The organism is Micromonospora sp. C51 (genome assembly GCF_018070435.1).
In the GTDB taxonomy this organism is placed as follows: Bacteria; Actinomycetota; Actinomycetes; order Mycobacteriales; family Micromonosporaceae; genus Micromonospora; species Micromonospora sediminimaris.
This window is the reverse complement of sequence record NZ_JAGPXQ010000062.1, coordinates 15,018-27,311: the sequence shown is the minus strand read 5'-3', so window position 1 is coordinate 27,311 and position 12,294 is coordinate 15,018. Positions and strand designations below refer to the sequence as shown.

The window sequence follows — 12,294 nt, the reverse complement described above, 5'->3', positions numbered from 1 at the left end:
GGGCGATGGGGGGTGGCGGGGGTGGGGATTTCGGCGAGGGTGGCGGGACGCGGGACGGGGCCGATCGCGGGGCGGCTCGTGGTGGCTGGCACCGTGGCGGCGACCGGGACGAGTTGACGCTCGGGCAGTCTGCGGGGGCCGGGCGGCACCGGAGCCCCCAGGCCGGTGAGCGAGCTGATCCCGAGTCGGCCGGCGAGGACCGGCACCTGGTCCGGCTCGACCACGATGACCACCTCGCGTGGGCGGACCGGCCGCAGCAGCACCAACGCGGCGAGGATCACCAGCAGCGTGCCGCCGGTGAGTGATCCCCAGGTGGCCGGGGCGATCCAGCCGGCCCGCAGTTCCGCGCGCAGGTCGAGAGTCACCCCCGCTCCACCGTCGGGTCGCATCAGCACCAGGCTCAACCGCTGCCCGGCCAGGTCGTCGGGGTTCCATTCGAGCACGCCGTAACCCGCGCGTACCCAGAAGGTCTGCGCGGCGGGTGCGGCCGGGACGGTGGGCAGTGTCCCCGCCGCCGGGGTCACCTGCTCCAGCCGGACCGGCAGCGGCCCCCTGGCCAGCGACATCCGGAGCACCGCGGCGTGCGGCGCGCCGGCCAGCCAGCGTTGTGCCTCCTCGGCCGGGGCCAGGCCGACGAAGGCCGGCCCGTCGGGGGTACGCGCGTCCAGCCGCAGCCGGGCCTGCCCGCCACGGGCGAACGGCAGCTCCTGCCGGACCAGCGCGTCGAGGTCGGTCACCACCACCGCGTGCCCAGGGGTCTGCACGGTCTCGAACCGGGCGGTGAAGGCCCCGTCGGGGCTGGCGTGACCGGTCAGCAGACCGAGCGCGGCCGCACCGATCAACGCGGCGGTGCCGACGGTCAGCAGCAGCATTCCGGTCAGCGTCCACACGAAACGCATGCGCCCTGTTCCCCTCTGTAGCCAGACACCCGGCCGACCTTACCTACGCCGACCCGCCAATCAGCGGATATCCACGGCACGGACGCCGAAAGCGGACAGGCCCGCCGGGATCACCCGGCGGGCCTGTGACGCGGCGCGGCTCAGGAGGTCGGAGTGGCCGCCTCGTCGCCCGGTGCCGCGCCACTGGGACGCCGGGTGCGGACGAAGGCCAGCCCACCGAGCACCAGACCGCCGAGGCCGGCGATCAGCCCGGCGACGCCGAGGCCCACCGCCACACCGTTGCCGTCTTCGTCGTCGCTGTCGTCGGGCGACGCCGCAGCGGGCGCGTCGGTCGGTGCCGTCGTCGGCGTGTCGGCGCCGGCAGCGGTGAGGGTGAGCACCGGCGCCGGGGCGGCCGGCTCCTCGCCACCGGACTGCGGCTCGTCGATCCAGCGCACCACGGCACCGTCGGAGTAGGTCTGCAACGCCTTGAAGACCATCTGGTCGATCTCGGGTAGCGGGCCCATGGAGACCGGGAACTCCTGGAAGGTGCCGGGGGCGATGGCGGCTCCCTCGCCGGCCGTCCAGGTGATCTTCGAAACCACCTCGGTGATCTCGCTGCCGTGCACCTGCACCGGCGGGTCGACCTGCCGCTTCTCCACAGCCACCGTCCAGCCGGGCACCGGCATGGTCGACACCGAGCCGAGCGGCGCGTTCTCCGGCAGGAAGATCTCCAGCTTGGTGGTCGACGCGGTGTCGCTCTCGTTCGGTACCCGGAACGCGAGCCGGCCGTAGCCGCCCTGGGTTGCCTCACGCGGATTGACCGTGACGTGCGCCGACGCTGGGCCCACGAAACCGAACACGGCCGTGGCGACGGCGCCGAGCGTCAGAGCGGCGGCGGTGGCGGCGAAACGCCGGTGACGGAGCATCGATGGAACCTCTCTATCGGACGGGCACGGTGGCGGTCACCGTGGCCTGGTCGATCTCGGTGGTACGGGCGGTGACCCGCAGCTCCCACTCGCCCGCCGCGGGCAGACTGATCTCGCCGGTGGCGTGGTTGTCGGTGAGCGGCAGCAGGGGCACCTGGATGGGCTCGATCCCGGCCGCCGGCAGGGCGACCGTGACCTGCCACTCGACGACCGGCAGCGGCTGGTTGTCCAGCGTGTACGCGTACAGGTGCACCGAGTTGTTGCCTCGTCGAGCCGGGGACACCTCGATCTGCATGGAGTAGAGGGAGCTGGTCGCCGTGGTGCTGAAGTACCCGCTGTCGGCGGCGGACACGTCCGTGGAGACGCTGCGGGCCGGTGTCGTCTGGACCAGGGTGGCCGACACCCCCAGCACGATCGCGGTGATCGTCAGCTCGGCCCAGATCGCCCGGCGTACCGGGGCCGGTCGGCTGGCCGCGACCCGGGTGCGTACCAGGTGACGGGAGTAGGCGGCCACCGCGATGACAAGGACGAAGAGCCCGATCTTGGCCAGCACCAGTCGCCCGTATGTGGTGTTCACAAGTGCCGCCGGGGTGGCCACCTCGATCAGCGCCTGGACGGTGCCGGCGAGCAGCAGCGCGGAGACCGCCAGGGCAGCCCAGCGTGACCAGATCGGCAGGATCGCCCCCAGTTCCCGCTCGTCGGCCCAGGGCAGCAGGAACACGGCGAGCATCACCAACCCGCCCAACCAGACGGCCATGCCGCCCAGGTGCACCGCGTCCACGAGCACCGACACCGCCGGGGCGGGCGAGGCGGCCGGGTGCCCGGCCATCGGCCAGGTGAGCAGCGCGCCCACGGCGAGCACACCCAGGATCACCAGGTCCGTCCGGCCCACCGGACCGGCCAGCAACGGCCGGAGCAGCAACGCCACCGCGGCCAGCAGACCGAGCCGGACCAGGTGAGCGGCGCCGAAGGCGCTGCCGAGCACCAGGCTCAGTCCGTCCCCGGTGATGTCGAACAGCCCGCCGCCGCTGGTGTAGGGCACCTGGAGCAGGACCGCCGCCACCGTGGCCAACGCCACCAGCCCGAGGCCGGTCCAGGCCAGCCGGGCCGGCCCGCGTCGGGACAGCCGGCGCGGCCAGAGCAGGGCGAGCACCAGCGCCGGCCCGATCACCAGCAGCAGTCCGGCGTAGCCGACGAACTTGGCGACCTTGACCGCGGTGCCGACCACCGGATTGGCCTGGCCGTCGTCGCCGCTGTCCACCGGCGGCTCGGAGGGTGCCCCGACGGAGTAGGTGAACGCGCCGGAGACCGGGTGGCTGTCGGCGGAGATGACCCGGTAGGTGACCAGGTAGGTGCCGTTACCGCGTCCGGTGTCGACGGGGATGTTCACCACACTGCCGGCGAAGGTGGGCTCACCCTGGTCGGCACGCGACCCGTCCGGGGCGATCACCCGGATCCGGTCCGGCACCTTGCGGACCGTCTCGCTGAAGGTGAGCACCACCTCGGCCGGCGCGGCGGGCACCACGGCCGAGGCAGCCGGGCTGCTGCTGGACAGCACGGCGTGGGCACTGGCCGGACTGGCGGGGACGAGCAGCAGCGTCACGACGGCGACCAACAGGCCGGCGGTCGCGGCCAGCCGGGCGAACCGGCGGCGGTGGGCGGCAGTCATGACGCCCATGGTCGCTGAAGACACCCGTTCCAGGCGAGCGTACCCATCGATTGATCGCGATTTACCATGATCGGGCGCGGGCGCGCGGAAACCGGACCGGACGTCATAGGCGGATAGTCGGTCACCGGGCCGGAAAAGTTCCCGGAGTGGCGCATTCCATGGAAGGGCCGAAGGACCCTGCTGCTCACCGTGCCACGGCGTAACCTGAGTTGTCGTGATCCCCGCCCCGCGCGACACCCCCGCCACCGCCGACAGCGGCAGCGTCGGCGCGGAGCGCGCCGACGGCCCACCCCGGTCACCTGCCCGAATGGCGCAGCACGCAGAGCCGGACCCGACCGTCGACCCGACCACCGGGTGGGCGCTGGCCGCCCGGGACGGCGACCCGGTGGCCCAGGCCGCGTTCGTGCGCGCCACCCAGGCCGAGGTGTGGCGGTTCGCCGCGGCGCTTGTCGATCCGGACAGCGCCGACGATCTCACCCAGGAGACCTACCTGCGAGCCTTCCGCGCGCTGCCCGCCTTCGCCGGCCGGTCCAGCGCGCGCACCTGGTTGCTCGGCATCGCCCGCCGGACCTGCGCCGACCATCTGCGCACCGTGGTACGGCGGCGGCGACTCGATCAACGGCTCACCGCGCACGCGCACACCGACGTGCCGCACCCCGACCCGGCCGGTCAGCTCGGCGCGAGCGACCTGGTCCGCCGGCTGGCCGCCGAACGGCGCGGGGCGTTCGTGCTAACCCAACTGCTCGGCCTGTCGTACGCCGAGGCCGCCGTGGTGGAGGGGGTGCCGGTCGGCACCATCCGCTCCCGGGTGGCGCGAGCCCGGGCCGAACTGGTCGACGCGGTCGGTGAGGCGTTGGCCGGGTGAACAGCAACCTGCGCACCTGGCGCCCCTGGCTCGGTCTCGCCGTCCGGCTCGGTCTGGCCGTCGTCTGGCTGTGGGCCGGCTGGTCGAAGGTCGGTGACCTGGCCGCCTCCGGTCGCGCGGTGAACGCCTACCAGGTGCTGCCGTACGACGTGGCGATGGTGGTCGGTGCGGCGCTGCCCTTCGTCGAGCTGGCGTTGGCCCTGCTGCTGCTGCTCGGGCTGGCCACCAGGCTGGCCGCCGGAGTCTCCGCGGCCCTGCTGCTGGTCTTCATCGCGGGCATCGCCTCGGCCTGGTCGCGGGGGCTGGCCATCGACTGCGGTTGCTTCGGGGTGGGCGGCGAACTGCCGGCCGGGGAGACCCCCAGCTATCTCCCGGAGATTCTCCGGGACATCGGCTTCCTGGCGTTGGCCGGGTTCCTGCTGATCTGGCCCCGCACCGCCGTCTCTGCCGACGGCGCGCTGGCGGGCGAACCGGTGGAGGACGACAATGAGTAGTCGCAAGGGGCGCAAGGACGCGGCCCGGGTGGTCCGGGAACAGATGGCCCAGGAGCGACGCCGCAAGCGCACCCTGTGGATCTCCCTGAGCGCGGTGCTGGTGCTGGTCATCGCCGGCCTGATCGGCTGGAGCGTCTGGTCGAGCCAGCAGTCCGACGAGTTCACCGCGCCCCCGGGCGCCAACGAGGCCGGCACCGGCGTCGTGGTCGGATCCGGGCCGGTGACCATCGACATCTACGAGGACTACCTCTGCCCGGCCTGTAAGCAGTTCGAGCAGACCAGCGGTGCCACCATCGAGCAGTTGATCGCCGACGGCAGGGTGCGCGTGGTGTATCACCCGGTGGCCTACCTCAACCGTTACTCCAGCACCGAGTACTCGACCCGGTCCTCGGCCGCGTCCGGCTGCGCCGCCGAGGGCGGCAAGTTCACCGAGTTCAGCAAGGCGCTGTTCGAGCGGCAGCCCCCGGAGGGCGGTGCCGGCCTCAGCAACGACGAGTTGATCGACATCGGGGTCGAGGTGGGGCTGGACCGCGACGCGTTCGGCAGCTGCGTCCGGAACGGCAAGTACCAGCCGTGGACGGAGCACGTCACCGCCGAGGCGAGCCGCGCCAACGTCTCCGGCACGCCGACCATCCTGGTCGACGGGGAGCCGGTGCGGGAGTGGACGCCGGAGAACATCACCGCAGCGGTGGAGGCGGCCGGCCGGTGACCCTGCTCACCCGGGCCGGGCTGCTGCTCGCCGCCACCGTCACCGCGATCCTCGCGACCGCCGCCCCGGCTCTCGCCCACGGCGCGGACGCGCCGAACGGCACGGACTACCGGGTGACCGTCACCGACGCCGGCCGCCCGGATCTGCGGGTGCGGGTCATCGAGGCGGGCGCCCGGCTGGAACTGACGAACACCGGCGACACGCCGGTCGAGGTGATCGGCTACTCGGGGGAGCCGTACCTGCGGATCGGTCCGGACGGCGTCCACGAGAACACCCGCTCGCCCGCGACGTACCTCAACCGCACCATCGTCGGCGACACCGCCCTGCCGGCGGAGGCCGACCCGGCCGCCGAGCCGCGCTGGCGTCGCGTCGACAGCGGGTCGACGGCCCGTTGGCACGACCAGCGGGCCCTGTGGCGCGAGACGACACCGCCCGCCCAGGTCCGCGCCGCGCCCGACCGCGAGCACCGGGTACGCGACTGGGTGATACCGCTGCGCGACGCGAACGGGCCGCTGGAGATCCGCGGCACCCTGGACTGGGTACCGCCGCCGGACGCGTACACCTGGTGGGTGGTGGCCGTCGTCGGTGCGCTGGCGGTCGGTGCGCTCGGGGTGCTGCCGGCGACGAGCATCCCCGGCCGCCGGGCGCTTGTCGCCCTCGGCGGGCTACTGCTCGTCGGCGGGGTTGCGGCGATCGCGCTCGCCCTCGGACGGACGTTGGACGGCGGAGCACAGGGACCGGGCGGAGTGCTGGCCGGCCTGCTGACCGGCCCGGTGTGGACCCTGCTGACCGGCCTGGGGGCGATCGCCGCCGGGGCGCGGGCGATGACCGGCGGCCACACGTCGACCGACGGCGGTGGAGCGGCGTCGGCCTCCCGCTCCCACGCCGACTTCCTGGTAGGGCTCGCCGGGGTCTGCCTGGCGTTGTTCGCCGGGGTGACGAACATCGCCGGGTTCACCCGGGCGGTGCTTCCGATGCCGTGGCCGCCCACGATCGCCCGGGTGCTTGTGGTTCTCGTGCTGGTCGCCGGCGCCGGCGCGCTGGCCGCCGCGTTGCTGCGCCTGCACGCCGCCGCCCGCCAAACGACTGGGGCGACGGCCGCTACTCGCTGATCGACGTGCGCCCCGGGGTGGGACGGAACGGGTAGGGCAGTTCGAGGCGGTGCCGGGCGAGCAGTTCCTCGTCGTCGAGCAGAACGGCTGTCGGCCCGTCGGCCACGATCCGCCCACCATCGAGGATGACCGAGCGGTCGCAGAGTTCGTACGCGTACGGCAGGTCGTGCGTGACCATCAGCAGGGTCACCGGCAGGGTACGCAGGATGCCGGCCAGTTCCCGCCGCGCCGCCGGGTCGAGGTTGGACGACGGCTCGTCGAGCACCAGGATCTCCGGACGCATCGCCAGCACGGTGGCCACCGCCACCCGACGACGCTGCCCGAAGGAGAGATGGTGCGGGGTCCGGTCGCGGTGCTCGGACATGCCCACCGCGGCCAGCGCCTCGTCCACCCGGGCGGTCAGCTCCGGCCCGCGCAGCCCGAGGTTGGCCGGCCCGAACGCCACATCCTCGGCGACGGTGGGCAGGAAGAGCTGATCGTCCGGGTCCTGGAAGACGATGCCCACCCGGCGGCGGATCTCCGCCAGCGTCGCCCGGTCCGGGCCGACGGTCAGACCACCGACCGCGATCTGCCCCTCGGTGGGCGTCAGGATGCCGTTGAGGTGCAGCACCAGCGTGGTCTTGCCGGCGCCGTTGGGGCCGAGCAGCGCGACCCGCTCACCGCGCCCCACCGTCAGGTCGACGCCGTCCAGCGCGACATGGCCGTCGGGATAGGCGTACCGGACGCCGCGGACGTCCAGGCTGGGCGGGGTGGGTTGCACGCTTCGATCATGTCAGGACGGCGGCGGTGGCGGCGACGGTGCCCGCCAGGGCCGGCACGGTGGCCGCGATCAACCACTGCCCGGTCGTCGCCGCCGCGGTGCCCTGCCACACCGTCGGCATCCGCCCGGTGTAGCCACGCGACAACATCGCCAGGTAGACCCGCTCGCCGCGCTCGAAGGCGCGCAGGAACAGCGCCCCGATGCCGGCGGCGAAGCCGCGTAGCTGCCACACGAAGCGCGGGTCGTCGCCCCGGGAGATCCGGGCGACCCGCATCCGCCGGGCCTCGCCGACCAGCACGTCGAGGTAGCGCAGCATGAAGGTGGCGATCTGGGTGAGGATCTGTGGACAGCGCAGCCGGTCCAGCCCCACGATCAGGTCGCGGGTGCTGGTGGTCGCCGCCAGCAGCAGCGACGCCCACACCCCGAGGGTGCCCTTGGCGATGATGTTCCACGCACCGTAGAGACCGTCGACCGACAGGTGCAGCCCGGCCACGTCCACCCGCTCGCCCGCGCCGAGGAACGGCAGGGCGAAGGCGAAGAGCACGAACGGCAGCTCGATGGTCGAGCGCAGCAGCAGCCAACGGGCGTTCACCCGGGCCAGCGCCGCGACGGCCGCGACCAGCAGGGCGTACGCGCCGAAGGCCCAGAGCGCCTCGCGGGGGGTGGCGACCACGGCGATGGTGAACGCCACCATCGTCGCGATCTTGACCTCCGGTGGTAGCCGGTGCACCGGCGAGTCGGCCGCCCGGTACAGCACGTGGGCGTGCCCGGCCCCCACCTCGGCTACCCGCCGCTCGTGGTGGCCGGGTCGGTGCGCTCCGCCCCGGTCGCGTTCTCCGCCGCCGGCTGCCGGCCGCGGACCAGCCAGAAGGCGCCGCCGGCCACGGCGAAGGTGAGCAGTACGCCCAGCACGCCGGAGAGCCCGGTGGAGAGGAAGTCGTTCTCGATACCCGCGATGCCGTAGTCGGCCAGCGGTCCGCCGATCTCGTGCTCCCGCTCCTGCTGCGCCGGGCAACTGCCGCCGGTGATCTCGTCGTCGGCGTCGAAGGTGCAGCCCTCACGCAGCGACGAGTCCAGCCCGTCCGGATGCGACGAGGCGAAGTTGCTGACCACGCCGGCCAGCAGCAGGGCGACGAGGAGCCCACCGACGAGGAAACCCCACTTTTTCACCGGACACCTCTGACGGTCGGGACGGTCACCGGCGCGGCCGGCTTCAGGGCACGCAGCGCGTACACCAGGTCGGGGCGGACCTTCGCCACGGTGACCACGGTGGTGGCCGTGATCAGCCCTTCGCCGATGCCGATGAACAGGTGGGACACGGCCATGGTGCCGGCCAGGCCGGCCAGGTTGCCGCCGAGGTCGGTGGTCCCGCCGAGCTGGTACTGCAACACGAAGCCCATCGCCGCGACGACCACGCTGACCAGCGCGGAGACGAAGGCGGTGGCCGCCAACCCGGCCGGGGTGCGGGGCAGTACCCGGAGCAGCAGCGCGATCAGCAGGTACGCCACCGCGATGCCGATGACGGCCATGTTGGTGATGTTGAGCCCGAGCATGGCCACGCCACCGTCACCGAAGACGAGGGCCTGCACCACCAGCACCACCGCGACGCAGAGCGCGCCGACCCAGGGCCCCACCAGCATGGCGGCGAGCGCACCGCCGAGCAGGTGGCCACTGACCCCGGCGGAGAAGATCGGAAAGTTGAGCATCTGCACGGCGAAGATGAAAGCGGCGACCAGGCCGGCCATCGGCGCCAGCCGGTCGTCCAGGTCCTGCCGGCCGCGCATGACGCAGTACGCCATCGCCGCCAGCGCGATCACCGCGAAGACCGCGGCGACCGGACCGTTGATGATGCCGTTGGAGATGTGCATCGCCAGGGCTTCCACGTGACCTCCCACGTGCCGGCGGACCCGTGTCCACCAGCAGAGGTGAGCCTATTTCCCGTACCACGCTGTTGCCAATAGCTGGCAACAGTGCCGTACGCCTCGCTCCCGTGCGGTGCCGGGCGGGCCGACGCCGCCCGACGGTAGGGTCGTGCCATGACCGCACCCGCCCGCCTCTCCCCCGGTGACCCGGCGCCCGGGTTCAGCCTGCCCACCGACACCGGCGCGCAGCTCGCCCTGACCGACCTGCGCGGTCGCAAGGTTGTGCTCTACGCCTACCCCGCCGCGATGACTCCCGGCTGCACCAAGCAGGCCTGCGACTTCCGCGACTCGTTGGCCTCGTTGCAGGCCGCCGGATACGAGGTGGTGGGCATCTCACCGGACAAGCCGGAGAAGCTGGCGAAGTTCCGCGAGCGCGACGCGATCACCTTTCCGCTGGTCGCCGACACCGACAAGTCAGTGCTGACCGCCTACGGCGCGTACGGCGAGAAGCAGATGTACGGCCGCACCGTCACCGGCGTGATCCGCTCCACCTTCGTCATCGACGAGGAGGGCCGGATCGAGCGGGCGCTCTACAACGTCAAGGCCACCGGCCACGTCGCCAAGCTGCGCCGCGACCTCGGCCTGGACTGAATCGCGTCGAAGGCAGGCGCGACGGACGGACCCGGATCCCGTTCCGCTCATCCCCGAGGGAGGGCCGGGCTCGACACGGCCAAGTGTCGCTTTAGAATCACTCAGGCCGGCGGGAGTGGCGGAATCGGCAGACGCGATAGGTTTAGGTCCTATTGTCCGAAAGGATGTGGGGGTTCAAGTCCCCCCTCCCGCACCAGTGGACCCTCCCGACCAGAGGGATCAGAGCGCTGTCGGGCTCGTCACCATCGCGGGCGGTGAGTACGACTCGCGGGTCAGGATGACGGGCGTGAGTCTGCGCTTCGTCCTCGACCCGGAACTGACCGCTGAGCTGCGCGAACGAATCGTCGCGCTCTGGGTCGACGTGACAAACGCCGGCGGCGCGGTCGGCTTCGTGGCACCGGTCACCGCCGACGAGGTCCGCACCATCGCCGACCCGACGCTCGCCGGCATCGCGGACGGGCCGGACCGGTTGCTCCTCGGCTACGACGGCGACCGGCTGGTCGCCATGGCGATCTTCACCGATCCCCGGTTCCACCTGAAGCCGCACCTACGGGTACTCACCCGGGTGATGGTGCATCCGGACACGCAGGGGCGTGGTTTCGGCGAGGCGCTGATGCGCGAGGCCGAACGGGTGGCCCGCCGCCTCGGGCTGGCGGCGCTGCACGTCACCATCCGCGACGGGCTCGGGCTCGACCGGTTCTACCGGCGGCTCGGGTACCGGGAGGTGGGCCGCTGGCCCGCGGCGATCCGGATCGCTCCCGGCGACGACCGCGACGAGATCCTGATGTGGCTCGGCCTGACCGCAGACCGGCAGGATCACGGCACGAGCGGCTGACCGGCCCCGGCGCGGGCGGCCCCGGCGCGGGCGGTCGACGCCCGCGGGCCGCAGCGTCAGCCGCAGCTGGGCGAGGGCGTGGCGAGCGGCGCGGCGGCGAATGCCTCAACCGCGGTCGGCTCGACCGACGCGGTCGCGTCGGTCGTCATCGCGACCGACGGCGTCGGCCGGGCCGAGGCACGCGTCGACGCGCTGGCGGACGGTTTCGGGCGCGCCGACGGCGTTCCGGTGGCCGTGACCGACCCGCGTGAACTGCCCCCGTACATCCGGACCGAGCTGCGCTGCACCGTCCCCGGTGCCATCCGGATGCCCGTGGCGGTGACCCGGTGGCCCCGGGTGTCGGTGACCCGGATCTGGTACGGACCAGGCCCGGCGCCGGAGTCGATCAGCCAGTAGTTGTAGCTCTCCCGAGTGGCCGCCCGCCACTGGCCCGAACTGCCCTGACGCACCTCGACCGAGCGCAGCGGATTGCCGTGGCCGGCCACCAGCACCGCGAACCACCACTGCGACGCTCCCTCCTTGATCCGGAAGGTGAGCGGACCGGACAGCGGCGGATCGACGACCAGCCGGTAGCTGACATCGACGATGCCCTGCACCGGGTCGGCGATGCGGGCGAAGGCCTCCCGGGAAAGGTCGAGATGGCCGGGAGCGCACTCGGGGCACTGGTCCATCACCATGACCCGTACGGTGCCCTTCGGGCCGGTCACCTCCAGGTACCCGCCGCAGGCGGCACCGTCGGCGTACTCGGAGGGGCCGAGCGCGACGTAGCGCCGGTCGGCCGGTGCGGCGGGGTAGGAGCAGTTCCCGCCCGCGCCCTTCGAGTCGTAGAAGGTGGCCTTTCCCTTGTGGAGGGTGCCGGCGACGGGCGGGGCGAGCAGCGCGCCGACAGCCGGGAGCGCGGCAACCGGACGGGCCGGTGCGGCGCAGGCCGGCGCGGCACCGGAACGGAGGGCGAGGCTGAGCCCGACGACCGTGGCGAGAGTGGCCACCGCCCCGCCGGCCAGCCAACGACGCAGCGCGGAACGCTGAGTCGGTGCCTGGTCGGCGGGGCCGTCGATTCCGTCGGTCACGTGCAGACATGCTGCCGGAGACTCGACCGCCCGGACAAGCGAGCTAAGCGAAAGCTAAGACGAGATCTTTCTCGGCCGGCCGGTGGTGACCAGCCGGCGCAGCGGCTCGACGGCGTCCGGGTGGCTGCGCAACGCATCCTCGATCCGGACCCGCCACACGCCGGCCTCCACGAGGTCCCGGCCGTCGTGCGGAGCCGAACGCAGCCGGTCCCGCGTCTCCCGCAGCGACTGCGCCATCTCCTCGCCCAGCAGTCGTTCCAACTCACCGGCGATGCTGCGGAAGCGCTCGTCGTCGGGTACCGCCCCGACCAGCGTCCGGGCCGCGTCCCACGCCACCCGGGGATGATGGATCACCGACATCTCAGACTCCTTGGTCGAGGTCCCCTTCGGCCATCATCGATCCGCTAGCGGCTTAGCGGCAAGGGCTGTCCACCGCTCGTCGCCGAGCCGTGTCCACCTG

At 72.8% G+C, this 12,294-nt stretch carries 15 protein-coding genes and 1 tRNA gene; 7 read left to right on the top strand and 9 right to left on the bottom strand.

Annotated features, from left to right (window positions below; all coding sequences use genetic code 11):
• The 3 genes from KBX50_RS33905 to KBX50_RS30905 form a co-directional block, all read right to left on the bottom strand.
• Positions 1-899 (bottom strand): hypothetical protein (locus KBX50_RS33905; RefSeq protein ID WP_210941388.1); only part of this gene is annotated, 899 nt, incomplete at its 3' end.
• A 140-nt stretch (positions 900-1,039) separates the two neighbouring features.
• Positions 1,040-1,807, bottom strand: coding sequence for a YcnI family protein (locus tag KBX50_RS30910; RefSeq protein WP_210941387.1), 768 nt, complete (start codon positions 1,805-1,807; stop codon positions 1,040-1,042).
• A 13-nt stretch (positions 1,808-1,820) separates the two neighbouring features.
• Positions 1,821-3,476, bottom strand: a complete 1,656-nt coding sequence (locus KBX50_RS30905; RefSeq protein WP_374224762.1) for a copper resistance CopC/CopD family protein — start codon at positions 3,474-3,476, stop codon at positions 1,821-1,823.
• A gap of 307 nt (positions 3,477-3,783) precedes the next feature.
• Between KBX50_RS30905 and KBX50_RS30900 the strand changes: the two genes are divergently transcribed.
• Genes KBX50_RS30900 through KBX50_RS30885 form a run of 4 tightly spaced genes read left to right on the top strand, consistent with a single transcriptional unit; the run spans position 3,784 to position 6,656 of the window.
• Positions 3,784-4,341 carry a sigma-70 family RNA polymerase sigma factor gene (locus tag KBX50_RS30900; RefSeq protein WP_210941393.1) on the top strand — a complete coding sequence of 186 codons (558 nt, stop codon included), beginning with the start codon at positions 3,784-3,786 and terminating at the stop codon, positions 4,339-4,341.
• On the top strand, positions 4,338-4,835 hold the full coding sequence (locus KBX50_RS30895) for a MauE/DoxX family redox-associated membrane protein (protein WP_210941385.1): 498 nt from the start codon (positions 4,338-4,340) through the stop codon (positions 4,833-4,835). Before KBX50_RS30900 ends, KBX50_RS30895 begins: the two co-directional genes overlap by 4 nt.
• Entirely contained in the window at positions 4,828-5,544 is a 717-nt protein-coding gene (locus KBX50_RS30890) for a thioredoxin domain-containing protein (protein WP_210941384.1), read from the top strand. The genes KBX50_RS30895 and KBX50_RS30890 overlap by 8 nt, the downstream gene beginning before the upstream one ends.
• The gene (locus KBX50_RS30885) at positions 5,541-6,656 is read left to right on the top strand and encodes a hypothetical protein (RefSeq protein ID WP_307871130.1); all 1,116 of its coding nucleotides are present in this window, start codon (positions 5,541-5,543) and stop codon (positions 6,654-6,656) included. Before KBX50_RS30890 ends, KBX50_RS30885 begins: the two co-directional genes overlap by 4 nt.
• On the opposite strand, the gene KBX50_RS30880 is transcribed toward KBX50_RS30885, so the two are convergent.
• Genes KBX50_RS30880 through KBX50_RS30865 form a run of 4 tightly spaced genes read right to left on the bottom strand, consistent with a single transcriptional unit; the run spans position 6,646 to position 9,299 of the window.
• A complete protein-coding gene (locus KBX50_RS30880) occupies positions 6,646-7,416 on the bottom strand; it encodes an energy-coupling factor ABC transporter ATP-binding protein (protein WP_210941382.1) in 771 nt (256 codons plus the stop codon). The two genes, KBX50_RS30885 and KBX50_RS30880, sit on opposite strands and share 11 nt — an antisense overlap.
• 7 nt (positions 7,417-7,423) lie before the next feature.
• Positions 7,424-8,194 (bottom strand): cobalt ECF transporter T component CbiQ, encoded by a 771-nt coding sequence (gene cbiQ / locus KBX50_RS30875; RefSeq protein ID WP_210941381.1) that lies wholly within the window; start codon positions 8,192-8,194, stop codon positions 7,424-7,426.
• Positions 8,195-8,199: 5 nt separating this feature from the next.
• Positions 8,200-8,586: a PDGLE domain-containing protein gene (locus KBX50_RS30870; RefSeq protein ID WP_210941380.1), complete on the bottom strand. Its 387-nt coding sequence runs from the start codon at positions 8,584-8,586 to the stop codon at positions 8,200-8,202.
• Entirely contained in the window at positions 8,583-9,299 is a 717-nt protein-coding gene (locus tag KBX50_RS30865) for an energy-coupling factor ABC transporter permease (protein ID WP_210941379.1), read from the bottom strand. The genes KBX50_RS30870 and KBX50_RS30865 overlap by 4 nt, the downstream gene beginning before the upstream one ends.
• Before the next feature lie 153 nt (positions 9,300-9,452).
• On the opposite strand from KBX50_RS30865, the gene bcp reads away from it, so the two are divergent.
• From bcp to KBX50_RS30850, 3 genes are all read left to right on the top strand, one after another.
• Positions 9,453-9,929, top strand: a complete 477-nt coding sequence (gene bcp / locus KBX50_RS30860; RefSeq protein ID WP_210941378.1) for a thioredoxin-dependent thiol peroxidase — start codon at positions 9,453-9,455, stop codon at positions 9,927-9,929.
• Between the two features lie 109 nt (positions 9,930-10,038).
• Positions 10,039-10,125 (top strand) — tRNA-Leu (locus tag KBX50_RS30855).
• 90 nt (positions 10,126-10,215) lie between these two features.
• Positions 10,216-10,764, top strand: coding sequence for a GNAT family N-acetyltransferase (locus KBX50_RS30850; protein WP_210941377.1), 549 nt, complete (start codon positions 10,216-10,218; stop codon positions 10,762-10,764).
• Positions 10,765-10,820: 56 nt separating this feature from the next.
• On the opposite strand, the gene KBX50_RS30845 is transcribed toward KBX50_RS30850, so the two are convergent.
• The gene (locus KBX50_RS30845; protein WP_307871129.1) at positions 10,821-11,834 is read right to left on the bottom strand and encodes an expansin EXLX1 family cellulose-binding protein; all 1,014 of its coding nucleotides are present in this window, start codon (positions 11,832-11,834) and stop codon (positions 10,821-10,823) included.
• Positions 11,835-11,888: 54 nt separating this feature from the next.
• Positions 11,889-12,194, bottom strand: coding sequence for a hypothetical protein (locus KBX50_RS30840; RefSeq protein ID WP_210941376.1), 306 nt, complete (start codon positions 12,192-12,194; stop codon positions 11,889-11,891).
• Between the last annotated feature and the right edge of the window lie 100 nt (positions 12,195-12,294).